Annotated in this window: 22 protein-coding genes; 19 read left to right on the top strand and 3 right to left on the bottom strand. The window is 61.0% G+C overall.

The window, feature by feature from the left end; genetic code table 11:
• Positions 1 to 22 precede the first annotated feature (22 nt).
• A complete protein-coding gene (locus ATY29_RS18720) occupies positions 23 to 976 on the bottom strand; it encodes a sugar phosphate isomerase/epimerase family protein (RefSeq protein ID WP_097533005.1) in 954 nt (317 codons plus the stop codon).
• A gap of 221 nt (positions 977 to 1197) precedes the next feature.
• On the opposite strand from ATY29_RS18720, the gene ATY29_RS18715 reads away from it, so the two are divergent.
• The 11 genes from ATY29_RS18715 (at position 1198) to ATY29_RS18660 (ending at position 13083) form a co-directional block, all read left to right on the top strand.
• Positions 1198 to 2268, top strand: a complete 1071-nt coding sequence (locus ATY29_RS18715; protein WP_097533004.1) for a LacI family DNA-binding transcriptional regulator — start codon at positions 1198 to 1200, stop codon at positions 2266 to 2268.
• 194 nt (positions 2269 to 2462) lie between these two features.
• Positions 2463 to 4337 carry an adenylate/guanylate cyclase domain-containing protein gene (locus ATY29_RS18710; protein WP_097533003.1) on the top strand — a complete coding sequence of 625 codons (1875 nt, stop codon included), beginning with the start codon at positions 2463 to 2465 and terminating at the stop codon, positions 4335 to 4337.
• 116 nt (positions 4338 to 4453) lie between these two features.
• The gene (locus ATY29_RS18705; protein WP_097533002.1) at positions 4454 to 5785 is read left to right on the top strand and encodes a gluzincin family metallopeptidase; all 1332 of its coding nucleotides are present in this window, start codon (positions 4454 to 4456) and stop codon (positions 5783 to 5785) included.
• An 8-nt stretch (positions 5786 to 5793) separates the two neighbouring features.
• Positions 5794 to 6384 (top strand): hypothetical protein, encoded by a 591-nt coding sequence (locus ATY29_RS18700; RefSeq protein WP_082366294.1) that lies wholly within the window; start codon positions 5794 to 5796, stop codon positions 6382 to 6384.
• A 682-nt stretch (positions 6385 to 7066) separates the two neighbouring features.
• Complete coding sequence (locus ATY29_RS18690) at positions 7067 to 7498, top strand: acetyl-CoA carboxylase biotin carboxyl carrier protein (RefSeq protein ID WP_025417917.1); 432 nt, start codon at positions 7067 to 7069, stop codon at positions 7496 to 7498.
• The gene (gene accC, locus ATY29_RS18685; protein WP_097533000.1) at positions 7498 to 8892 is read left to right on the top strand and encodes an acetyl-CoA carboxylase biotin carboxylase subunit; all 1395 of its coding nucleotides are present in this window, start codon (positions 7498 to 7500) and stop codon (positions 8890 to 8892) included. Before ATY29_RS18690 ends, accC begins: the two co-directional genes overlap by 1 nt.
• On the top strand, positions 8889 to 9314 hold the full coding sequence (locus ATY29_RS18680; RefSeq protein WP_003572195.1) for a biotin/lipoyl attachment domain-containing protein: 426 nt from the start codon (positions 8889 to 8891) through the stop codon (positions 9312 to 9314). Before accC ends, ATY29_RS18680 begins: the two co-directional genes overlap by 4 nt.
• Entirely contained in the window at positions 9311 to 10018 is a 708-nt protein-coding gene (pxpB, locus tag ATY29_RS18675) for a 5-oxoprolinase subunit PxpB (protein ID WP_097532999.1), read from the top strand. The genes ATY29_RS18680 and pxpB overlap by 4 nt, the downstream gene beginning before the upstream one ends.
• Entirely contained in the window at positions 10015 to 11010 is a 996-nt protein-coding gene (locus ATY29_RS18670; protein ID WP_097532998.1) for a 5-oxoprolinase subunit C family protein, read from the top strand. The genes pxpB and ATY29_RS18670 overlap by 4 nt, the downstream gene beginning before the upstream one ends.
• A 41-nt stretch (positions 11011 to 11051) precedes the next feature.
• Entirely contained in the window at positions 11052 to 11819 is a 768-nt protein-coding gene (locus ATY29_RS18665; RefSeq protein ID WP_003572203.1) for a 5-oxoprolinase subunit PxpA, read from the top strand.
• 61 nt (positions 11820 to 11880) lie between these two features.
• Positions 11881 to 13083 (top strand): pyridoxal phosphate-dependent aminotransferase, encoded by a 1203-nt coding sequence (locus ATY29_RS18660; RefSeq protein WP_097532997.1) that lies wholly within the window; start codon positions 11881 to 11883, stop codon positions 13081 to 13083.
• A 9-nt stretch (positions 13084 to 13092) separates the two neighbouring features.
• Here the strand turns inward: ATY29_RS18660 and nac are convergent, their stop codons facing one another.
• Positions 13093 to 13998 (bottom strand): nitrogen assimilation transcriptional regulator NAC, encoded by a 906-nt coding sequence (gene nac, locus ATY29_RS18655; RefSeq protein ID WP_097532996.1) that lies wholly within the window; start codon positions 13996 to 13998, stop codon positions 13093 to 13095.
• 224 nt (positions 13999 to 14222) lie between these two features.
• On the opposite strand from nac, the gene ATY29_RS18650 reads away from it, so the two are divergent.
• From ATY29_RS18650 to ATY29_RS18625, 6 genes are all read left to right on the top strand, one after another.
• Positions 14223 to 14996 (top strand): SDR family oxidoreductase, encoded by a 774-nt coding sequence (locus ATY29_RS18650; RefSeq protein ID WP_097532995.1) that lies wholly within the window; start codon positions 14223 to 14225, stop codon positions 14994 to 14996.
• Entirely contained in the window at positions 14993 to 15700 is a 708-nt protein-coding gene (locus tag ATY29_RS18645) for an amino acid ABC transporter permease (protein WP_025417909.1), read from the top strand. The genes ATY29_RS18650 and ATY29_RS18645 overlap by 4 nt, the downstream gene beginning before the upstream one ends.
• Positions 15697 to 16452 carry an amino acid ABC transporter permease gene (locus ATY29_RS18640; RefSeq protein ID WP_097532994.1) on the top strand — a complete coding sequence of 252 codons (756 nt, stop codon included), beginning with the start codon at positions 15697 to 15699 and terminating at the stop codon, positions 16450 to 16452. Before ATY29_RS18645 ends, ATY29_RS18640 begins: the two co-directional genes overlap by 4 nt.
• On the top strand, positions 16449 to 17213 hold the full coding sequence (locus tag ATY29_RS18635; RefSeq protein WP_097532993.1) for an amino acid ABC transporter ATP-binding protein: 765 nt from the start codon (positions 16449 to 16451) through the stop codon (positions 17211 to 17213). Before ATY29_RS18640 ends, ATY29_RS18635 begins: the two co-directional genes overlap by 4 nt.
• 32 nt (positions 17214 to 17245) lie before the next feature.
• Positions 17246 to 18082 carry an ABC transporter substrate-binding protein gene (locus tag ATY29_RS18630; protein WP_097532992.1) on the top strand — a complete coding sequence of 279 codons (837 nt, stop codon included), beginning with the start codon at positions 17246 to 17248 and terminating at the stop codon, positions 18080 to 18082.
• An 88-nt stretch (positions 18083 to 18170) separates the two neighbouring features.
• Positions 18171 to 18845: a 4-carboxy-4-hydroxy-2-oxoadipate aldolase/oxaloacetate decarboxylase gene (locus ATY29_RS18625; RefSeq protein WP_097532991.1), complete on the top strand. Its 675-nt coding sequence runs from the start codon at positions 18171 to 18173 to the stop codon at positions 18843 to 18845.
• A gap of 72 nt (positions 18846 to 18917) precedes the next feature.
• Here the strand turns inward: ATY29_RS18625 and ATY29_RS18620 are convergent, their stop codons facing one another.
• A complete protein-coding gene (locus tag ATY29_RS18620) occupies positions 18918 to 19952 on the bottom strand; it encodes a LacI family DNA-binding transcriptional regulator (protein WP_097532990.1) in 1035 nt (344 codons plus the stop codon).
• Between the two features lie 161 nt (positions 19953 to 20113).
• Here ATY29_RS18620 and ATY29_RS18615 point away from each other — a divergent pair, with 161 nt between their 5' ends.
• Positions 20114 to 21088 carry a sugar ABC transporter substrate-binding protein gene (locus tag ATY29_RS18615; RefSeq protein WP_165779352.1) on the top strand — a complete coding sequence of 325 codons (975 nt, stop codon included), beginning with the start codon at positions 20114 to 20116 and terminating at the stop codon, positions 21086 to 21088.
• Between the two features lie 106 nt (positions 21089 to 21194).
• Positions 21195 to 22241, top strand: a complete 1047-nt coding sequence (locus ATY29_RS18610; RefSeq protein ID WP_097532989.1) for an ABC transporter permease — start codon at positions 21195 to 21197, stop codon at positions 22239 to 22241.
• Positions 22242 to 22251: the final 10 nt, after the last annotated feature.

Here is a 22251-nt window from a genome sequence, read left to right as displayed (position 1 = left end):
TTTGTTGTCTTGGGAGTGACTGTCAACGATAGATCGGCAGGAGCGCCTGCCGGACGAGCGTTAGCCCGTTGGCGATGTCGCGGACGGGATCCGGCGCGGCATCGAGTTCGAGGATTGCCCAGCCTTCATAGGACCGGTCGCGCAGCAGCCGGATCCAGGCCGGCCAGTCGACCCGTCCGAGCCCGAAGCTGCAGAAATACGGCTGGTGGCGTTCATGGATATGCCTGTCGATCGGGGTGTCGGCGGGCATCGGCCCGATCGCATCCTTCCAATGGGCGATGATCATGCGCTCGTGATGGCGATCGACGAGCTGGACGGGATCGGAGCCGGCAACGATGATATGGGCCGTGTCCGGGCACATATGCACATAGGCCGGATCGGTCAGAAGCATCATCAGATCGACATCGCGCGCGCCTGCAAAGATCGAATGCGCCTCGGTGTGCAGCGCCAGCCGCACGCCCCTGGCATGGAGGGTCGCGCCGAGCCGGTTCAGAAAATCGGCAATCACCTTGGCGCGGTCGAAATCATGGAACTGCACCGGCTGGGCGCCGAGCGTCTGGCGCAAAGGCGCACCGATCACCATGATGTCGCTGCCGCAGGCTTTCAGGAAGTCGGCATAGCGTTCCGCCTTGTCGATCAGCGCGCGCTGGGCCTCGGGCTCGGCAAAGTCGCCCGCCGCCTCCAGCTCCGCGAAAAAGCCGCTGCACAGCGTCAGCCCGCGTCTTGTCAGCTCGGCGGCGAAGGCATCGACGGAACCATAGGGCTTGATCGCATCCTGCCAGTTGAAGGGAGAGAAGGTCAGCTCGACCCCGGTGACGCCGGCGGCCTGGACGCTGTCGAGGAGCTTGTCCCAGAAGGCGCGCGGTTCGGCGCGCGCATAGGCGACGATCGCGTCATGGCTATCGACCCCCCAGAAACCAGGATGGAAGAATGTCACGAGATCGACGCCGAAGCGGAGCCTGTCGCCAGTAGCCATAACCTGTCCATTTCTCAAGGCATGACCCACCGGGTGCGGAAGAGCAATTCCGCATCCAATAAGCCACGATTTTTCAATGCGTTAATAAATGGCAATCGTTTGCCATGCCTAGATGATAATCAAGCTGGTTTTTTAAGCAAGCGATTTTTGGCAAACGTTTGCTATAAATCGCTGGGTGCCTTACAGTTGCAAACCGAAGCATCCGAGAGAGTGAAGTAAACGTGAATAAAAACAAGGATGTGGCGGGAGAGGATCAATCGGGGGCGCTGATGGCCGACGTCGCTCGGCTTGCCGGCGTTGCGATCTCTACGGTCAGCCGCGCGCTCGCCAATCCCGGACGGGTCAACGAGAAGACGCGCGCCAAGATCAATGCCGCGGCCAAGCAGCTCGGCTACACCCCCAATGCGATGGCGCGCGGCCTCAGGGTCGGTAAATCCAACATCATCATGATCATCCTGCCGGGATCGCTCTATTACGGCGTCTCGCAGATCATTCCGCAAGTGCTGCAAAGCATCAACAAATCGCTGATCCAGGGCGGCTACAACCTGATGATCGCCAACCTCGATCGCGACGAGATTTCCGAGCGGCACATACTCGACCTCGCCTTCGGCGGCAGCGTGCGCGGCGCCATCATTCTGTCGTCGAAGCTTCCGGAGGTCGACGGGCGCTCGCTGGCGAGTTCCGGCCTGCCGATCGTCTCGATGCTGCTCGACATGAGCGATGCCGGCCTGCAGAGCGTGGTCACCAACGACCGCGAAGCAGTGCGCGACGTGACCGCCGAACTGATCCGACTGGGTCATCGACGATTCTTCTATCTGGCAGGGCCAGAAGGCAATTATCACGACGTCGAGCGTTATGGCGGCCTGCTCGAAGCGCTTGAGGCAGCTGGCCTATCAAAGGAGACAGTGCATCGCTCTGGCGGCCGTCTCGATTATCAGCACGGTTTCGATATCGGCGTGCAGGCGGCAGAGGATTTCGCGCAACTGACCGAAAAGCCGACAGCGGTGATCGCCACCAGCGATGACATGGCCATTTCATTTGTCAGTTGCATCAAGCGGAAAGGCTTGCGCATTCCCGATGATCTCTCTGTCGTCTCCTTCGACGGCTCCCCAGTCTGCGAATTCTCTTCACCGCCGCTCTCGACGATCGAGCAGCCGGTGGAAGAGATGGGGCGCGCGGCGGTCGATCTCCTGCTCGATGCCATCGGCCAGGCGCAAAATACAGCAGCTGTACGCACCGTCATCCGCAGCAGGCTTATTCTGCGGGAGAGCGTTGCCGCTGCGAAGACTTGATGCCGGCACCGGCGATCTCGCGTAATGAGGGGCCGCACTATCAATTTTGAAGCTGCACTCAAATCAAGCGGCTCCGAAGGTTCTTACGAGCTAGAGGCAGATTCTAGTTGTCAGTAATACGTTCGTCCGGCAACATTACTGGCTAGCTTTCTCGAATTGCATAGTATTGCCACCAGCACGTTGGGGAGACGGGCATGTGTGCAGAGCTTGTCGAGCGACGATTGACGGCCATCCTGGCCGCCGATGTGGTGGGGTACAGCCGTCTCTTGGAGGCAAACGAAGAGGAGACGCTTAAAGCCCTTCGGCAGCATCGCCGCGAGCTTTTCGAACCAGCTGTCACGACCCACGACGGGCGTATCATCAAGGTGATGGGTGACGGCTTCCTCGTCGAGTTCGGTAGCGTGCTGAGTGCTGCACGATGCGCAGTCGAAATCCAACGCGGCATGCTGGAGCGTAACATGGGGCTTCCAGCCGACAGGCACTTTGCGTTTCGAATAGGCTTGAATTTGGGCGACATCGTCTTCGATGCGGATGACTTTCATGGGGACGGCATTAATGTGGCGGTCCGGCTACAAGCCCTTGCAGCACCGGGCGGCATTGCCTGTTCGGCGGCTGTGCGGCACGAAGTCGGAAACAAACTCGGCCTCGATTTCGCAGACCAGGGCGAAAAGACCGTCAAGAACATTTCCCGTCCGGTGCATGTCTATTTTGCCGATTGGGGCAACGTCGCCTCCGGCGCAGAGGTGCCCTCTGTCGCAAGCGGCCATACGCGGGCGCCCGTCAACAAGCCATCCGTTGCAATCCTGCCATTTGCCAACATCAGCGACGACGCCGCCCAGGAGTTTTTCAGTGACGGCATCACCGAGGACATCATCACTGATCTATCGAATGTTTCAGGCCTATTTGTGCTGAGCCGCCACACTGTCTTCACATGGAAGGGCCGGAGCGAGAACCTGCAGCGCATCGCCAGGGAGCTCGGGGTTGCCTATATCGTAGAGGGCAGCGTCCGCAAGGCGGGAAACCACGTCAGGATCAATGCTGAATTGATCGACGCTGCCAGCGACGGCCACGTCTGGGCCGCACGTTACGACCGCGACCTGACCGATATCTTCGAAGTGCAAGACGAGATCACGAAGGCAATTGTCGAGCAACTAAAGGTCAAGCTGCTCCCGGAGGAAAGGGAGGCAATCGAGCAGGCGCCGACGGAGAGCGTCGAAGCGTATACGCACTTCCTGAGGGGGCGCGAGTACTATCACATTGCCTCGCGCTCAAACCATCTCATGGCCAGACAGAGCTTCGCGAGAGCTATAGAATTGGATCCGGACTATGCTCGCGCCTACGCGGGAATCGCGGTCTGCGATTCCCGCCTTCGGTCTCAGTTTGGTATGCGGATTCCGGTAGAGGACATTCTCGCGAACACAGCGAAGGCGCTCGCTATCGATCCCAATCTGGCAGAGGCCCATGCGGCCAAGGGGTTTGCGTTGGCGGTCGCCGGCAATCGCGCCGAGGCGGTTTCTTCGTTCGAGCGAGCTTTATCGCTCGACCCCGATTGCCACGAGGCCAATCGATATTATGCAGAGTTTTGCGTTACCGATGGCCATTTTGAGCAAGCGGCGACGTACTTTGTGCGCGCGTCTGAAATCAAGCCTGCAGACTATGGCGCGCCGACCATGCTCGTGAATGTCTTTCGGTCACTCGGGCAGCTGGACAGGGCCGAGAGCTATGCTCGAATCGCGATAAAAAAGGCTGAGGACGAACTACGGCGACATCCGGAGAATGCCAATGTTGCCTGTCTTGGTGCGACCGTGCTGGCCTTTCTCGGTATCCGAGATCGGGCATTGGAGTGGTTGGCCCGCTCCCTGGCGACTGATCCCAGCGACATAAACATTCAATATAACGCCGCCTGCACATATGCGCTGCTTGGCGAAATTGACCAAGCGATCGACGTGCTCGAGGCTTGGATGCCTCAAGTCGGGGCAGAGATGCGGCTGTGGTTCAAGAATGATTCCGACCTCGATTCCATTCGCGATCACCCCCGCTATTCGGGATTGCTTGAGCGGTCTGAATAACGCCCCTTACATTTGGCGGGTTATTTGTAATTCTATTTTATTACTTGCTAAAATTCCCACGAGCGCCGATGGTCAACTTAAACTGGCAATCATAATAGTCTTTTGAGGGGGAGCGGATGGGCGCCCGGTTCAGACTTTATGTACAGCCTCCATTTGAAGATGCTAGATCTCGTCCCGAGATCGTGGAAGTTTCGTCGCCGTTGGGTAGCCTGACAGCTGGCCCGGCCGATGATCGCATGTTCGTTGTAGAGCCGGTCGGCAAGACCGGTCCTTACGGTGTGAATCGCGGGCCGCTCGGCACGCCGTACATGTCGCTTCCGCCCTGGACGGGAAAAATCCTCGAGCCCGCCACCCCCGACGAGTGCGGCAATTTCGACTATCTCCGACCTTCGATGGCTGGCTTCGAAGCCGCGCATATTTTTGGATGCGTGCGGTTCACACTGGATGTATGGGAGCGCTATCTCGGCCAGCCGCTCATCTGGCATTTTCGGGATCACTATGACCGCCTGGAAATCTCGATCCTGCCGCAATGGGACAATGCACAATACGGCTATGGTTTCCTCGAAGTTGGGAGCCAGTTCGAGAACGACGGGCGCGTTCTTCCCTTCAGCCTGGATTTCGACGTCATCGCGCATGAGGTGGGGCACGCGGTCATCTTCAGCATCTTGGGCGTGCCGCGCCCGGGAACCGAGTATCCCGAATATCTTGGCTTTCAGGAGGCGTTCTCCGACTGCGTGTCGCTGATCGCGGCCATGCATTTTCCGTCCGTGATTGACAATGTTCTCGCGGAGACGCGCGGTAACCTGTACCTCGCAAACCGTCTGTCGCGCTTTTCGGAATTTTCGCCGCATCGCCAGATACGCTCGGCAAACAACAAACGGACGATGGCCGAATTCGCGCACGGATGGAAGGATGAGCACGAACTCTCGCAACCGCTCACCGGCGCGATATTCGACATCCTCGTCGACATTTTTCATGAGAGCCTCGTGGCGCGCCGCTTGATCTCGCATGCCGTTGAAGATCTCGCAGATATTGCCGAGTTCGATTCGGCAGCCGAGGCGCCGGTGCAGCATGCTTTCAACCGTGCTTTTGCGCAGAACGCTGATGGGTTTGTCGAAGCACTGCTCGACGCACGCGATATCGTCGGGACGTATCTGGCGGAAACCTTGTGGACTCTCGCTCCCGACTTTCTCGACTACGGCGACGTCGCGAGAACGATGCTTGCGATCGATCAGGACGAAAGTGGCGGCCAGTTCGCACGGATCATCAGCAGAAACTTCAGTCGACGCGCGATTGGTGAGCTGCACGCTGGCCCGCACCTCAGAGGCGGCGAGCATCACAGTCACGTCCACTCTGCGCGGACATTACTGCCCAGAGATAATCTGAAGCTTCCGAAGATGACCTTTCGCGAGCAAGTTCTGCTGTCGAGATCAATGAGCAGTCAATAACCAGGTAGATGGAGGGGGAAGTGGCAGACAATGAAACCTTACTCGGCGTATCAGCGGTATATCTGTTCGGGCGCCCACTGAGTGATCTGATTCTTAGGGGCAGCGTTTACGGGCCTTTGGGTATACCTAAAGTAGGAAAGAATAATTTCCTGAGGCGTCAGCTTGGTGCGGACAACGCAGTTCTCGCGCGAATCTATGCATTCTCTTTCGAGGGCGCTTTCATGGAACTGGGTCGGCCAGCAATCTTCGTTGTCCATGGCGCCGGCGCGGATCCCGACGATCCCGCGCCGAGCGATCTCGGCTACGACAGATTGTCTCGGTCCCCTGGCTCGAGTGCCAGAACGGGCCTCGGTTCCCAAATTGGAGCTCTCGCCAAGGATATGAGGGTTTGGACCTATGACAAGGGCGATCTCTCGATGAGGCTAGATGCCGAAACGGGAACCTTTGAGCAAATCCTGATCTCGGCCGAGGTTTCGGCTGATCCCCGAGGAATGGCGAGCGGCGGAATGTCCAGATCGGGCGGTGCCTTGTCCCGCTCCGGTGGCGTGATGTCAAGATCAGGCGGATTTATACCTCGCAGACCGGGCGACAATGATTGATCTACGCACAGGATGGACAGGGAGGCAAATATGTCCGATTGCAAACCGGAAGTTGAAATTGACAGTTTCGACACGAGGAAGGTGCTTGCTCCGTTACTTGTTGATACGCCTTTCAGACTAATAGGCCGTGGCTTTAGTAAAGAAACGATCGAGGTATACGTATCTACCGACGAACACGGCGGCGATGAGGTCTTCAAAATAGCTATCACTGACTCTTCTACGAGTACCGATGAGGTATTGTCGGTGGTAGCTAAGCCTCCGATTAGCGCTCCGACCGGGACAGACTTGTGGGTTGCCATAAGATTGAACGGCAAGTTTCAAGATGCTCAACCGGGATTAAAGGTCGTATAGGGAGAGATTGCTCAGTTGCGGGCTATATATGGTCAACGACTTACCAATCACCTCCACGGCGCTGCCACGGAAAGTCAGGGGCTACAAAACGTGAATCATCTCGGAGGGCGGTTTCCAAAACCGCTTTGCTCTGCCACGGATTTATATTTCATCTCAACCGCTCCGGCTGCCATCAAGGGCATTCGGCGATACTTCCCATAAGCGCCGATTGCGCTCCATCAAAACTTCGTCTGACCCCATCAGCCCATACGTCGTGCTACGAAAATCACGACACCGGGCGATCTGAAACTTCAGGTCTGCGCGGTGGAATTTTGAAATTCCGAGCACGCACATGGACCTCTCGAAGATCAAGACGCTGATCGACTTTGTCGGACGATCGAATATTACCGAGCTGACCGTGACGGAAAAGGACGTGACGGTTCGGATTTTCCGCACGTCACTGGCAGAGGCAGCTGTTGCCGAGCCCTCGCAGAAGCCGGATTCGGCTGCACGCCTCGTCTCCGATGCGCATTCGAGCGTCGAGAAAACCTCCCATGCGGTGAAGGCGCCTGTCTTCGGCGTTCTGCACCGGGGACCGGCGCCCGGGGAGCCGCCGTTCGTCGCGATCGGTGACGCGGTGGAGGAGGGGCAGACCCTCTTCATCATCGAGGCGATGAAGGTCTTCAACACGATCGCCGCGCCGCGGTCCGGGCGCATCGCGCACCTGACCGAAGTCGACAATGGCGAGGTCGAAACCGGCGACCTCTTGGCGGAGATCGCCTGATGCCGGAAACACCAGAACAATCCGCCGTCTCAGGGCGCCGTTTCGATACCGTCCTCATCGCCAATCGCGGCGAGATCGCCGTCCGCATTCAGCGCGCCTGCCGCGAACTCGGCCTGAAGACGGTCGCCATCTGCTCCGAGGCCGACAGGCAAGCGACCTACATCGAGACCGCTGACAGTTTTCTCTGCATCGGCCCCTCGGCTGCCGGCAAAAGCTATCTCAATAAGGATGCCATCCTTCTTGCCGCTCGCCTGACCGGCGCGGGCGCCATCCATCCCGGTTACGGTTTTCTGTCGGAAAACGCCGCCTTCGCCGACGCCGTTGAAAAGGCCGGGCTGGTCTTCATCGGCCCGACGGCTGCATCGATCGCCACCATGGGCGACAAGATCGCGGCGAAGCGGGCGATGCTGGCGGCCGGCGTCCCCTGCGTTCCCGGTCCCGACACCGCGCTGCCCGACGAGCCGGCCGCAATCGAGCGCATCGCGTTGGAGATCGGCTATCCCATCATCGTCAAGGCGTCTGGCGGCGGTGGCGGGCGCGGCATGCGCGTCGTGCCGAAAGCCGACCAGTTGCATGAAGCCATCGCGCTGACACGGGAAGAGGCGCGCAAGGCCTTCGGCTCGCCCTCGCTCTACATGGAAAAATTCCTGGAGTATCCGCGCCATATCGAGGTCCAGGTCATTTGCGACGACCACGGGAATGCCGTGTGGCTGGGACACCGGGATTGCTCGATGCAGCGCCGCCATCAAAAAGTGGTGGAGGAGGCGCCAGCGCCCGGGATCGCGCCCGAAATTATTCAGCCGGTCGGCATGGCCTGCGTCCAGGCTTGCCGCCAGATCGGCTACCGCGGCGTCGGCACCTTCGAATTCCTCTATGAGAACGGTGCGTTCTATTTCATCGAAATGAACACCCGCCTTCAGGTCGAGCATCCCGTCACCGAGCTGACGAGCGGGATCGATATCGTCCAGGCGCAGATAAAGGCGGCCCAGGGCGAGATTCTCAACCTTATCCAGGACGAGGTGACCTGCGAAGGCCACTCTTTCGAATGCCGCATCAACGCGGAGGATTCCGACACCTTCATGCCGTCGGCCGGTGTCGTCACCCATCTGGCTTTGCCGCAGGGGCCGGGCATCCGCGTCGATACGCACATTCATCCAGGCTACCGGGTCTCGCCTTATTACGACTCGCTGATCGCCAAGCTGATTGTCCACGCGCCGACGCGGGCAAAAGCGATGGCAAGAATGTGCGAGGCGCTTGCCGGTATCGAAATCGAAGGCATCGCCACCAACATCCCCTTCCTCCGCGCCCTGTTCGAGGATCACGCATTCGCACGCGGTGAGACCGATATCCATTATCTCGAGCAATGGCTGAAGCTGCGGAGGACGGCCGCATGAGCGCCATCGATTTCAGCGATCCCGCAACCGTTGCATTCCTCACCGACGCGCTGACGGCCGCCGGAGTGGAAGGCCTCGAAATCTCCCTGCCGGGCGGGCAGCTTCGCATCGTCATGTCAGGGGAAGGGGGCGCCCGGATCGGCATAGAAGAAGCGACGCTCCGCGCTCCAGGTCCAGCACCTGTCGTCGTGAAGGCGACGATGGCCGGGCATTTCTGCGCCGAACATCCCGCCGCCCCGGCCGTGCCCGGAAATCTGCCGCGCTCCGTATCCGCCGCCGATATAATCGGCTTCGTCAGGGTAGGGCATGTGCTGCTTCCCCTTCGCGCCGGCCGTTCCGGCGTTTTGATGAGGCTGCTCGCAGCACCCGGCGCCCTGGTCAGTTTCGGTGACCCTCTGTTCGAAATCGAGCTGCCATCATGATTGCCACCACGAACAGACATACCTCGCAACGCGAGATCGTTCCGGCCACCCGAAGCCGGGCGCGGGTTTCCTCGATCGGCGCCAGATCCTTTCTGCTCGAGGCGCCAGGCGATTTCGATCTCGTCGCGCAACGGCGGATCTGGGCCTTGTCCCAGACGGTGAAGGGCTGGGCGGACCTTGCAGAAGATATTCCAGGGATGACCAACCTGCTGGTGATTTTCAAGGAGACGCCCGAAGATCCCGATGCGGTGGTCGCCCGGCTGCTGGAGGCATGGGAGAACGCCCGGAGCATCGATCTCAACGGCAAGACCGTCGAGATCCCCGTCCATTACGGCGGCGAACATGCGACTGACCTTCCGGCCCTTTGCGATCTCTCGGGCTTAAACGACCGCGAGGTCGTGCGCATCCATCATGAAGCCACCTATCGAGTCTTCGCCTTAGGAAGCGCGCCGGGCTTCGGCTATCTGCATGGTCTCGATCCACGCATCTACATGCCGCGAAAGACCGTGCCATCGCTGAAGATGCCGAAGGGCTGCGTGACCATCGGCGGCATGCAGACCGGCGTCGCCATGCTGACCGGCCCCAACGGCTGGAATTCCATCGGCTTCGCGTCACTTGAGATGTTCGACCCGACGTCGCCGACCCCCGCGATGATGGCGCCGGGAGATACGGTGCGGTTCCTGCCGGAAAGGATCGAGCTATGATCGAGATTGGGGAAAGCGGCCCTTTCAACACGGTGCAGGATCTCGGACGCCCCGGCTATCGCGACATCGGCGTATCGGCGAGCGGCGCCATGGATCCGCTTGCGGTCAGGATCGGCAATATTCTCGTCGGCAATGACGAGGATGCGGCGGTAATCGAGGTCCAGACCTTCCCATTCAGCCTGCGTTTCGAGCGGCGTACCGTATTTGCCGCGACCGGCGCCGACGGCCACCTCAGTCTCAATGGATCGGAACTCATTTCCTGGTGCGCCCATACGGCAGAGCCCGGACAGGTTCTCGAGCTCAAGCAGCCGCCGCGGCTGGCGCGCTCCTATATTTCGCTCGGAGGCGGGCTTGATATTCCTGTCGTCATGGGGTCGCGAAGCACGTCACTGCGCGGCGGCTTCGGCGGCAATGCCGGCCGGCCCTTAGCGAAGGGCGATCGGATTGCGGTCGGCGAGGACCAGCAGATTTCCATGCTGCCGGCTGCGGGTCTCGCGGTCGTCGAACCGGCCGTAGCCATGGGCGAAGTCTTCCCGGCACCTGTCGACGGCATCTTGCCGATCCGCGCCCTGCCGGCCGGCGAGCATGATCTTTTCGCTAAAGACGGCGAAGCCTTCTGGAGCCAGACCTGGAGGATTTCCTCGCGAAGCGACCGCACGGGCTACCGTCTGTCCGGCGAGCCGATCACGCCGACCGCCTCCATCGAGATGCGCTCGCACGGCGTCGTGCCCGGCGTGATCCAGGTTCCGCCCGGCGGCGAACCGATCGTCCAGATGAGCGATGCGAACACCGCCGGCGGCTATCCGAAGATCGCCGGTGTGATCGAGTGCGACCTCTGGCGGCTCGGGCAGGCCCGCATCGGCGCCCGCCTGAAATTCGTCCGCTCGACGCATGCGCAAGCGCGCGCGGTGGAACAGGCCGTCGCCCGCTATGTCGAGGATGTCAGGCAGACATCTGGAATGGTCAAGCGCGCCCTGAAGGCGATGGCCTAGGCCATGCCAGCAGCGATAACCGCCGTCAAAAGGAGGAACTGATGAAGATTGATCTGAATTCCGACATGGGCGAAGGATTTGGTCCCTACCGGCTGTGCGACGACGAAGCGATGATGAAAATCGTCTCGTCGGCCAATATCGCCTGCGGTTTTCACGGCGGCGACCCCGAGACGATGGGGCGCATGGTGCGGCTGGCGAAACTGAACGGCGTCGGCGTCGGCGCCCATCCCGGTCTGCCCGACCGGCTGGGCTTCGGCCGGCGGGAAATAGCCTTCCCGGCGGACGAGCTTCGCCAGCAGATGCTCTACCAGCTCGGCGCGCTGACGGCGATCGCCAGAGCCGAGCGGGTCTTCGTCTCCCATATCTCCTTCCATGCGGCCATGGGCAATATGGTCAATCGCGATCCTGTGCTTGCCGACCTGATGATGGATGCGATCGCCACCGTCGACGCCAATCTCGTCGTCTTTGTTACGCCAGGCAGCGAGATCCAGCGGGCGGCCAAGCGTGCGCGCCTGAAGACGCTGGCGCTTTTCCTGGCCGACCGGGCCTATGACGCCGAGGGCAGACTTGTCGCCCGCGGGCTTGCTGGCGCCCTCGTCAAGGACGAAGCCGCCGTGCGCGCCCGCGTCCGAAAATTCCTCCTCGAAGGAACCGTCGAAACCATCGACGGAGCCGTCATCGCCATGCCGGCGCGCTCCATTCTTGTTCACAGCGACACCCCCGGCGCCCTGGAGCTTGCCGGCATCGTCCGCGGCGAGGTCGAAGCCACCGGCGCCACGCTCGCTCCCGCCGCCGAACTCGCCGACTGACGCAATCCTGATCGCCTGCCGGCGGTCTGTTACCCCAATCTCACCTCGAAGGACCACTCCGATGTCCGTCATCGCAGACCGCCTGAAAAACGTCTCCATATCCGCATCCGCCGCCATGACCCAACGCGCCCGAGAACTGGCCGCCAAGGGGATCAAGGTCGTCAGCCTCTCCTCCGGCGAGCCGGATTTCCCTACACCGGTACACGCGATCGAGGCGGCTCATGCGGCGGCACTGGCAGGCGATACGAAATATCCGCCGATGGACGGTACGCCAGCGCTGAAGGCGGCCATCATCAAGAAGTTCAAGCGCGACAACAATCTCGATTACGATGCCAGCCAGATCGTTGTTTCGGGTGGCGGCAAGCAGGTGATCTTCAACGCCATGCTGGCAACGTGCAATCCGGGTGACGAGGTCGTCATTCCGACGCCCTCCTGGGTCAGCTATGCCGATATCGTCAAATTCGCCGCCGGCGTGCCCGTCGCGGTCCCCTGCCACGAGCAGACCGGCTTCAAACTGCGGGCGGAGGATCTGGAGGCGGCGATCACGCCGCGCACCAAATGGCTCTTCCTGAATTTCCCGAACAATCCGACAGGGGCAGCCTGCTCCCGGGCGGAGATGGCCGCCATTGCCGAGGTGATGCTGCGCCATCCCAACGTCTGGATCATGACCGACGATATCTACGAACACCTTGTCTATGACGACTTCCAGTTCTGCACGATCGCGGAAGTGGAGCCGAGATTGTATGATCGTGTCCTGACGATGAACGGCGTCTCCAAGGCTTACGCAATGACCGGCTGGCGGCTCGGTTTCTGCGCCGGGCCGAAGGACTTGATCTCGGCCGTCAGCAACGTCAATGGACAAAATGGCGGCGGCATCGCGACGCTCACCCAGGCCGCGGCAACCGCGGCGCTCGACGGGCCTCAGGACCTGCTGAAAGAGCGTGCCGGGATCTATAAGACGCGACGCGATTTCGTCCTCGATAAATTGTCAGATGTGGAAGGGCTGCGCTGCCATCGGCCGGAAGGCGCCTTCTATATCTATCCCAACATTTCGGGGCTGATCGGCAAGACCAGCAAGGGCGGCCGCAAGATCGAGACCGACGTCGACTTCGTCATGGCGCTGGTCGACGAACATCATGTCGCGACCGTGCAAGGCGCGGCTTACGGAATGAGCCCCTTCTTCCGTATCTCCTATGCGACGAGCATGGAAAAACTCGGCGAAGGCTGTGCACGCATCGCTGAGTTCTGCAAGGATATGCGCTGACCGGCAGCGTTAATCCTTCAGCCGCGCCGTCAGTTCGAGAAGGATGTCCCGGACGGCGAGCGCCGGTTCCGACAGCGGGTTCTGGTCGGAAACGCAAAGCGACAGCGTTTCCTCGATCCTGGGTGAGACGAGCCGGCAGATCAGCGGCTCGCTCGATTCCGAGACGATGCGATCGGCGATCGCCTTCGGCATGATCGTCGCGCCGAGGCCGCAGCCGACCGCACGGGCCAGCGTCCGGACGATTTCGACTTCTGCCACGACCTTCAAATTGGTGCGCGTGCGGGTGAAGGCGGTATCGACGGCGCGGCGGACGAAATTATAGGCCGGCGGCAGGAGCAGCGGGATGCCGTCGAGAGCGTTGACCGCAACGGGTTTCGCATCCGCTTCGATCCCAAAGTCGCGATGGGCGACCAGGAAAAACTCTTCGCTCAGGATCGGTTCGAAGCGCACGCCTTTGATCGGTCCGGTTCCATGCAGAAGCGCCATCTCCAGCCGGCCGTTCATGATCATCTGGCTATAGGTCTGGCCGACGCTTTCGGTCAGGTGCAGCAGAATACCGGGATGTCGCTTCCGAGTTTCCGCGAGCAGATCGACGGAGAGCGTCGCCGCACTGCTGAACGGCACCAGGCCGACCGAGACGCGCCCGGCAAGCGAATTGCCCGCCGCCGATGCATCGGCCTGCGCCTGTTCCATCTGCCGAAGGATGATCTGCGCATGGCGATATACCGCGTGCCCGGCATCGGTCATGCTGACGCCCTGCTGGCTGCGGATCAAGAGCTTTTGGCCGAAATGCTCTTCCAGCGCCGCGAGCTGCTGGCTGAGAGCCGGCTGGGCGATGTGCAAGAGATCCGCCGCTCGCGTGATGCTGCCGCTGTCGACGATCACGATGAAAGATTTGAGGCGTCTGATGTCCATGGGGATCGGGGTACCATTCTGATCTGCGGACGGCATGTTTGGAGAGGCGTATTGCTTTTGCAACGCGGCGCGCGAGGCCGCGAGAGAATACCGGCATCGCCGCTTTCTCTTCTTCGGCAGACCGCGCCTGCTCCATAACCGTTGCTTATTGCTCCAGAGATAATCGGTCTTAGGCAAGGGGTTAAAGCTTCGCTACTGTCTCCATCAACAACAAGGGAACGACAATGCCATTCTCCGACTACAAGACCGCACTGGTGACCGGCGCATCCTCCGGGATCGGCGCAGCCGTGGTTGAGCGGCTCCGCCGGGAGAATATCGAGGTCCATGCCGTTGCCCGCAGCGCTGAAGCGCTGCAACAGCTGGCCGAACGCACGGGCTGCATTGCCCATGCTATCGATGTGACCGACCGGCCGGCGATCGCCGCGCTCGCCGGCCGGGTGGAGTTCGACATTCTCGTCAACAATGCTGGCGTCGACCGGCCGAAGAAGTTCCTGGAAGCCGACGAGGGCGATATCGATCTCATCGTCGACGTCAATCTGCGGGCCGTTCTGCACATCTGCCGTCTGGTCGTGCCGGGCATGGTGGCGCGCGACCGCGGCCACGTCATCAACATCTCGTCGATCGCCGGAGCCTATAATTTCGGCGGCAACTCGTCCTACCACGCCACCAAGGCTGCGGTGAGCATGCTGTCCAACCAACTGCGCATCGATGCTTTCGGCAAGCGGGTGCGGGTCACGGAAATTTGCCCCGGCCGGGTCGCCACGGACATTTTCAACCACGTCCACGGCGATGATCCGAGCATTCGGGAACGGTTCATCGACGGGTTCGAGCTGCCGCAGGCCACCGATATCGCCGACGCGATCGCTTTCGCCATATCGGCTCCCGTCGCCGTCAATATCGGCCATATGGAGATCACGCCGACGCTGCAGGTCATGGGCGGCCTGCAGACCGCACGGCCGCAGTCGAATACGGATCCGTCCGGGGAGCCAACGCGGTGAGCGGCTTCGACCTTTCGGCAATCCTCGGAAATCCCGAATATGCTGCCATGCTGCTGCATGGCATCGAGATGACCTTCATCATCTATGCCGGATCCTGGTCATTGGCGATGGCGCTCGCACTTCTGCTGCTCGGTATACGCCTGTCGCCCTTTCGTTTCGGCGATCCGTTGGTCGCCGCTTACGTATCCTACCACCGCAACGTCCCGACGCTGGTGCAGCTGATGCTCTGGTACTTCGGGATTTTCACCCTGATGCCGAACGGGGTCGCGACATGGCTCGCAAGTCATAATGCCGAGGCGATCTTTGCGGTGATCGGGCTCGGGCTCTGCCAGGCAGCCTATTTCAGCGAAGATCTTCGTTCCGGCGTGCGCTCGGTCGGTCCCGGCCAGATGGAGGCAGCCCGCGCTCTCGGCCATGGTTACGTCTCGGCGATGCGTTTCGTCATCATGCCGCAGGGCGTGCGCAACGCGCTGCCGCCGCTCATCAATCACAGCGTCTCCCTGTTCAAGAACAGCAGTCTCGCCGTGGTCATCGGCGCGTCGGAACTGACGCATGCCGTCAAGGAAATCGAAAACCTCAGCTTCCGTACCTTCGAGATCTACCTGATCGGCACGGTTCTCTACCTCTTCTTCTCGCTCGTGATCATGAGCATCGGCGCCTATCTGTCGATGCGCGCCGATCCTGCCAGGAGTGCGCGTGCATGATCCAGGACATGATCGCCATCGTCCGCGACTACTGGCTGCTGCTCCTGATCGGCCAATATCCGAACGGACCGCTCGGCGGGCTCGCCAATACGCTGATCCTGTCGGCGCTCAGCATCGCTCTCGCCTTTCCGATTAGCATCCTGTTTGCAATGGCGCGGCTCTCCAAATCGCCGCTGCTGCGCTCGCCGGTCACCGCTCTTGTCTATTTCACCAGGGGCGTGCCGCTCTTGATGCTCATCCTGTGGAGCTATTTCCTGGTTCCGCTGCTGACCGGCGCCGACGTGCCGAGCTTCGTCACCATGCTGACGACGCTCGTGGTCTATCAGAGCGCGTTTTTGAGCGAAGTCGTCAGAGCCGGCATCGTCGCGCTCGGTCCCGGCCAGATGGATGCGGCGCGGGCGCTTGGCCACAGCTATATCGGCGCGATGCGCTACATCATCCTGCCGCAGGCGCTCTACAACATGATCCCGAGCATCCTCTCGACCTTCGTCTCGACGATCAAGGATACGACGCTCGGTTACGTGATCAACGTGCCGGACCTGACCTTTGCCGCAAGCCAGGTCAACAACCAGCTGCTGACGCAGCCCTTCCAGGTCTTCCTCATCCTGGCGATCGTCTACTTCGCCATCTGCTGGACGCTGACCTACTTCGCAAATCGCCTCGAGCGGCGCATCACGCGGCGGCGTGCGGGACTTCTCAACGTCTCCGCCGCCGTGGTCACGCCGTCGAAAATCGTATCGGAGCAGCTATGACCATGTCCGTTTCAACGCAGGAATCGCAGACGATCCGGCTTTCGCAGGTCTGCAAGAGCTACGGCGACTATCCGGTCCTGAAGGACATCGATGCTGAGGTGGCGCGCGGCGAGGTCGTGGTCATCTGCGGACCGTCCGGCTCGGGAAAATCGACGCTGATCCGCACGATCAATCGCCTCGAGGAGATCAACAGCGGGTCGATCGCGCTCGACGGGCAAAACATTCACGCCTCGATGCGGGCGAGGCAACTCAACGCGATGCGCAGCCGGATCGGCTTCGTCTTCCAGAACTTCAACCTGTTTCCGCATCTTTCGGTCGCCGAAAACGTATCGATGTCGCCGATCCGGGTGAAGGGCGTGGCGCCCGATGTCGCACACGAAAAGGCGCTCAAGCTCCTCGATCGTGTCGGGCTTGCCGACAAGGCCCGGGCCTATCCCGGCCAGCTGTCGGGCGGCCAGCAGCAGCGGGTGGCGATCGCCCGTGCCCTCGCCATGGATCCGCCGGTGATGCTGTTCGACGAACCGACGAGCGCGCTCGATCCCGAAATGGTCGGGGAGGTGCTCGCCGTCATGAAGAGCTTGGCGTCCGAAGGTATGACCATGCTCTGCGTCACCCACGAAATGGGTTTCGCCCGCGATGTCGCCGACCGGATCTGGTTCATCGATGCCGGCCAGATCATCGAAACGGCGAGCCCCGAGGACTTCTTCAGCAATCCGACCCATCCCCGGGCTCAGCGGTTCCTCGCTGATCTCAGGCATTGATACCTAACCATTAAAAACAAAGGAGAACAGCAATGAAGTGGAAATACCTAAGCCTCACCGTCGCATTCGCCGGCATGGCAGCCGCCTTGCCCGCGAAAGCCGATCAGCTCGACACCATCATGTCGGCCAAGACCCTGCGCTGCGCGACGTTCGCCGACGTTCCTCCCTTCGCTTCGCCGGATCCGAAGACCCGCGAAATGGCCGGCTTCGACGTCGATCTCTGCGGCGCCATCGCCAAGGAATTGGGCGTCAAGGCCGAGATCAAGCCGGTTTCGGTCGAAGCCCGCGTGCCGGAGGTCAAGCTCGGCCGGGTCGACATCACCGTTGCCAACCTTGCCTATACGCTGAGCCGCGCCGAGCAGATCCAGTTCAGCGATCCCTATTATCTCGCCAAGGAGATGCTGATCGTGCCGGCCGACGATGCCGGCAAGTCGAAGGCCGATTATGCAGGCCAGCGCATCGCCTCGACCAAGGGCTCGACCTCGGAAATGTCGATCAAGCTGAACAAATCCGACCCGCTGACCTTCCAGGATACCGCCTCGGCCTACCTCGCCGTCCAGCAGGGCAAGGCGCGCGGCATGGTCGCCAACACCATGACGACGACCAAGTTCGTCAATGAATCGAAGAGCAAGGGCAAGGAAATGCGGATGATCGAGGAGCCGATGCTCTACCAGCCGATCGGCATCGGCATGGCCAAGGATCAGCCGGCGCTGACGGCCAAGATCAACGAAATCCTGCACAAGCTCGACGCTTCAGGCGACATCAACAAGATCTGGGACAAGTGGCTCGGCCCGAACACCGAGTACAAGATGACCCGCACCGACAAAGTCGTGCCGCTCGCGCAGCTGAAATTCGACCCGATCCCGTAGACCGACCGGTCTCGGAACCTCCCGAAGACATTCAACCGAGATAAGACGGCGGGATTTGCCCGCCGTCTACCAACGATGTGAGGCACCCATGATTCATATAAAAGACATCGCTGAACGGCCCAGCAAAGCTGACATCGAGGCCGTTTCGAAATTTTCGCCGGCGACGATCCACGAGGCCCAGGGACGCCGCGGCGCGCTTTCCTCGCGCCTCAAGCCCGTCGACTACCGCATGAAACTGTGCGGTCCGGCATTCACGGTCAAATGCGCGCCGCGCGACAACATCATGCTGCAGCTCGCCATCAACTACGCGAAGCCCGGCGATATCATCGTTGTCTCGGCGGGCGAGTACGAGGAAGCAGGATCCTTCGGCGATGTACTCGCCAATGCCTGCATTGCCAAAGGCATCGGCGGCCTCGTCACCGACACCGGCGTACGCGACACGCTGCAGCTCAGAGAACTCGGTTTCCCCGTCTTCTCGCTCAGCGTCTGCATCAAGGGCACGGTGAAGGAAACCATTGCGGCGGTGAACGACCCGATCATCGTCGGCGGCGAAACCATCAATCCGGGCGACATCATCGTCGGCGACGCCGACGGACTGGTGGTGGTGCGCAGGCAGGAAGCGCAGGAAGCCGCCCGGCTTTCGCAGGCTCGCGAAGATGCCGAAGCCGGCTATATCGCCGCCTACAAGGCGGGCAAATCGGTCATCGAGGTCAGCAATCTGGCACCGGTGCTGAAAGCCAAGGGCCTTGTCGTCGACATCTGAGACGCCGCGCGGATCGGCCCTTGATAAGCCCGGGCCAGCTTTCCAGTCGCGGCGAACGCTGCGGCTGTCATCTCAGATATTCTCGGGCGTCACGATTTCGAAAGTAATGGTCCGCTGGATAGTGCCGCCCGAGGCACCCTGCGTGATCGTTTCGATCATCGTCTCGACCAGCGCCGTGGACGTCTGTTCTAGCGGATGGCAGAGAGCCGCGGTAATCATCCCCTCTGACAGGCCTTTTCGCGTCTCCGGGCCAATGTCCCGGCAGACGAGGCGGATGCTGCGGCGCCGCTCCTGCGGCACTTCCCTCAGCGCCCGCAAGACCCCGGAAATGCCGCCGCCGACGATCAGGATGCCGGTGAGGTCATCCGTCGTCGCCAGTAATTCCTTGACCATCCGGTAGGCCTCGTTCGGCTCCTCATGCGTGGGACGGCTGTCCTCGATGGTCAGATGCGGCGCGTGTTCGCGCACATAGGAGCGGAAGCTGGCATCGGAGACGTCCTGACACTGGTAACGGTGGTTGCCGATGAAGACGGCAATCCGCCCCGGTCCGTGGGTCATGTTCGAGATCAGCCATGCCGCCGTCCGCCCCATTTTCCAATTGTCGGCGCCGACATAAGCGGCCCGTTCGCGGGCGGATTGGTCGGTAATATAGGCAATGACCGGCTTGCCCTTGTCGTGCAAATCGCGGATGGCCTGGGCGATCACCGGGTGATCGGCGGCGACCACGGCGACGGCGTCACAATTTGCGCCGAGCGCCTTGAGCCGGCCGGCAATATTCTCCGGCGTCAGCAGATCCACGAAATCGACCACCGGCTCGATGACTTCATCGCGCCTGGCGCGGCACGCCTCGACAATCTTCTTGCCGAAGAGCTGGTAGAGCTCGCGGCTGGATTGCTGCAGCAGAAAGCCAAGCCGGTATTTCGGCGCCGACTTCCGCAGCCGGTCCTCGATTGCCCCGGCGCCGTAAAAGCCGATCCGCTCCGCGGCCGCCTGGACGCGCTGCACGGTCGTGCCTTTGACGGAGGCGGTGCCGGCCAGGATCCGATTGACGGTCGCAATGGAGACATCGGCCTCCTTGGCAAGATCGGATATGGTTGGCCGCCGCATGATTATTCCCTCCATCGTCCACAGCGTTCGTATCATTATGATTGATACTCTGTGATACTTTATGCATGTTTAGTATGATTTCACATTTCGAGAATTTCAAGCGGTGATATGTTTCTCTTCACGGCCACGCCAGGGAGGCGGGCCACGGGAGGAAGATTGAGATGACTAGATTACGCCGCCTCGCGGCAACCATATCGGCTGCTGCCATCGTGACCTGCACTGCCACGGCCGTTATGGCCGCCAACATTTTCGTTGTGGGCGGCAAGCCGGACGATCCGTTCTGGTCGATCGTCAAGCGTGGCGCCGAGGATGCCGGCAAGGTCGCGGAAGCCCAGGGCGGCAAGGTCGTCTGGCTCGGGCCGCAGAACTACGACAATCTCGGCGTCGATGCGGCCGAGCTGATCCGTCAGGCCATCGACCAGGGCGCCGATGCGATCGTCGGCCCGGACTGGGTGCCGGAGGCCATGGACCCCGCCTTCAAAGCGGTCGTCGACAAGAAAATTCCGCTGATCATCTATAATGCCGGCGGCATCGAAGCCGCCGATCGCCTCGGTGCAATGAACTATGTCGGCTCAAACGACTATCTCTCCGGCAAGGCTGCGGGCAGCTACTTCGCCAAGCATGACCTGAAGAACGCCGTCTGCCTCAACACGCTTCCAGGTGCGGCAAACATCGAATCTTTCTGCAAAGGTATGACCGACGGCGTGACCGAAGGGGGCGGCACCGGTTCGTCGCTGCCGCTGCCCGCCACGTCATTCGGTTCGGCAACTGCCGTGGCACAGGCGCTGAAGGCGCATCTGCTGCAGCATCCGGAGATCAAGGCGGTCTTCGCGATCGGCAATGTCGATACCAATTCGGCGGTCAACGGCGTGACGCAGGCCGGCAAAGCCGGACAGGTGAAGGTCTGCGGCATGAACATGGATGAAACCGTTCTGAACAACATCAAGAGTGGCAGCCAGCTTTGTGCGATCGACCAGCAGGGTTACCTGCAGGGCTATCTGGCGGTTTCAATCCTGAACGGCAACGTCAATTACGGCCTCACCGTGCCGACCCGCGAAATCCTGACGGGCCCCGGCGTCATCGACGCGTCCAACGTCGATGCCACCTTGGCAGGCGTGAAGGCCGGCGCCCGGTAAGGGATCGGCCGAACGTGGTGAAGCTGCCTGCCCCTCACGCGGGCAGCTTCCATTCTTTCAGAAGCGCCGACCCTTACCGGTCATGCGGCTTTATTGGTGGTGTCAAATGAACGCGAGAAACGATGTCCTCGCCCCGTCGGCTGCTTCGGGCGGCCATGCCAAAGCGACCATCGGTCAGCTTTCCCGACGCCCCGAAGCGGGATCGTTGCTGGGCTTGATTGCGGTGTTCGTCTTCTTCGCCCTGCTGGGCGGCAAGGTCTTCCTGTCCGCTGCGGGCTATGCGAGCTGGCTCAACGTTGCCGCCGAGATCGGCATCGTTGCGCTGCCGATCGGGCTCCTGATGATCGCAGGCGAAATGGACCTCTCGATCGGCGCGGTGATCCCGGCATCATCACTGACGGTGGCGATCCTTTCCGGCCATTACGGCTTTCCCGAAATCGTCGGGATTTCCGCCGGCCTGGGCGTCGGGCTCATCGTCGGATTTTTCAACGGTTATCTCGTCAACCGCACCCGCGTCCCGTCCCTGATCGTCACCATCGGCTCGATGTTCGCCGTCATGGGCCTGACGCTGGGCTTCACCGTGCTGATCGCCGGCAGCACCGGCGTATCGCTGGTGCCAAGCCCAACCGTCAAAGCGATCCTCGGCGATTTTATCGGCGGCATGTTCCAGGTGACGATCTTTTGGTGGATTCTGTTTGCGGTGGGGTTCTTCTGCCTGCTGCACATCTCGCCCGTGGGCAACTGGATCTTTGCTCTCGGCGGCGACAAGGTCTCGGCCCGCAACGCCGGTATTCCGACCGACAAACTGACCATCGCCCTCTATATGCTGTCGGGCTTTTCCGCCGCCTTCGTCGGCGTCAGCCAAGTGCTCGTCTACCAGAGCGCGCAGGTGCTCGGCGGGCAATCCTTCATTTTCAATTCAATCATGTGCGTGGTCATCGGCGGTGTGCTTCTGACCGGCGGCGCCGGATCGGTGGTGGGCATCGTCTTCGGCACGCTCACCTTCGCGATCGTCAATCAGGGCATTTATTTCACCGGCATAGACCCGAATCTCGGCAGCGTCATCATCGGGGCGCTCCTGCTGCTCGCCGTGATGATGAACGACAAGTTCCGGCTGATGGCGATGTCCTACGCCGCGAAAAAGAAGAAGTGAGGGCGAAGAG

Origin of the sequence: Rhizobium hidalgonense (genome assembly GCF_002914525.1) — a bacterium.
GTDB lineage: Bacteria > Pseudomonadota > Alphaproteobacteria > Rhizobiales > Rhizobiaceae > Rhizobium > Rhizobium hidalgonense.
Note: the sequence above shows the minus strand (reverse complement) of the source record. Positions and strands in the feature narration are given on the sequence as shown.

What these genes read in the sequence shown, in the direction of transcription:
- ATY29_RS18720 (WP_097533005.1), bottom strand. Translation starts at nt 976, where the DNA reads ATGGCTACTGGCGACAGGCTCCGCTTCGGCGTCGATCTCGTGACATTC.
- ATY29_RS18710 (WP_097533003.1), top strand. Translation starts at nt 2,463, where the DNA reads ATGTGTGCAGAGCTTGTCGAGCGACGATTGACGGCCATCCTGGCCGCC.
- ATY29_RS18705 (WP_097533002.1), top strand. Translation starts at nt 4,454, where the DNA reads ATGGGCGCCCGGTTCAGACTTTATGTACAGCCTCCATTTGAAGATGCT.
- ATY29_RS18700 (WP_082366294.1), top strand. Translation starts at nt 5,794, where the DNA reads ATGGAGGGGGAAGTGGCAGACAATGAAACCTTACTCGGCGTATCAGCG.
- ATY29_RS18690 (WP_025417917.1), top strand. Translation starts at nt 7,067, where the DNA reads ATGGACCTCTCGAAGATCAAGACGCTGATCGACTTTGTCGGACGATCG.
- accC (WP_097533000.1), top strand. Translation starts at nt 7,498, where the DNA reads ATGCCGGAAACACCAGAACAATCCGCCGTCTCAGGGCGCCGTTTCGAT.
- ATY29_RS18680 (WP_003572195.1), top strand. Translation starts at nt 8,889, where the DNA reads ATGAGCGCCATCGATTTCAGCGATCCCGCAACCGTTGCATTCCTCACC.
- pxpB (WP_097532999.1), top strand. Translation starts at nt 9,311, where the DNA reads ATGATTGCCACCACGAACAGACATACCTCGCAACGCGAGATCGTTCCG.
- ATY29_RS18670 (WP_097532998.1), top strand. Translation starts at nt 10,015, where the DNA reads ATGATCGAGATTGGGGAAAGCGGCCCTTTCAACACGGTGCAGGATCTC.
- ATY29_RS18665 (WP_003572203.1), top strand. Translation starts at nt 11,052, where the DNA reads ATGAAGATTGATCTGAATTCCGACATGGGCGAAGGATTTGGTCCCTAC.
- ATY29_RS18660 (WP_097532997.1), top strand. Translation starts at nt 11,881, where the DNA reads ATGTCCGTCATCGCAGACCGCCTGAAAAACGTCTCCATATCCGCATCC.
- nac (WP_097532996.1), bottom strand. Translation starts at nt 13,998, where the DNA reads ATGGACATCAGACGCCTCAAATCTTTCATCGTGATCGTCGACAGCGGC.
- ATY29_RS18650 (WP_097532995.1), top strand. Translation starts at nt 14,223, where the DNA reads ATGCCATTCTCCGACTACAAGACCGCACTGGTGACCGGCGCATCCTCC.
- ATY29_RS18640 (WP_097532994.1), top strand. Translation starts at nt 15,697, where the DNA reads ATGATCCAGGACATGATCGCCATCGTCCGCGACTACTGGCTGCTGCTC.
- ATY29_RS18635 (WP_097532993.1), top strand. Translation starts at nt 16,449, where the DNA reads ATGACCATGTCCGTTTCAACGCAGGAATCGCAGACGATCCGGCTTTCG.
- ATY29_RS18630 (WP_097532992.1), top strand. Translation starts at nt 17,246, where the DNA reads ATGAAGTGGAAATACCTAAGCCTCACCGTCGCATTCGCCGGCATGGCA.
- ATY29_RS18625 (WP_097532991.1), top strand. Translation starts at nt 18,171, where the DNA reads ATGATTCATATAAAAGACATCGCTGAACGGCCCAGCAAAGCTGACATC.
- ATY29_RS18620 (WP_097532990.1), bottom strand. Translation starts at nt 19,952, where the DNA reads ATGCGGCGGCCAACCATATCCGATCTTGCCAAGGAGGCCGATGTCTCC.
- ATY29_RS18615 (WP_165779352.1), top strand. Translation starts at nt 20,114, where the DNA reads ATGACTAGATTACGCCGCCTCGCGGCAACCATATCGGCTGCTGCCATC.
- ATY29_RS18610 (WP_097532989.1), top strand. Translation starts at nt 21,195, where the DNA reads ATGAACGCGAGAAACGATGTCCTCGCCCCGTCGGCTGCTTCGGGCGGC.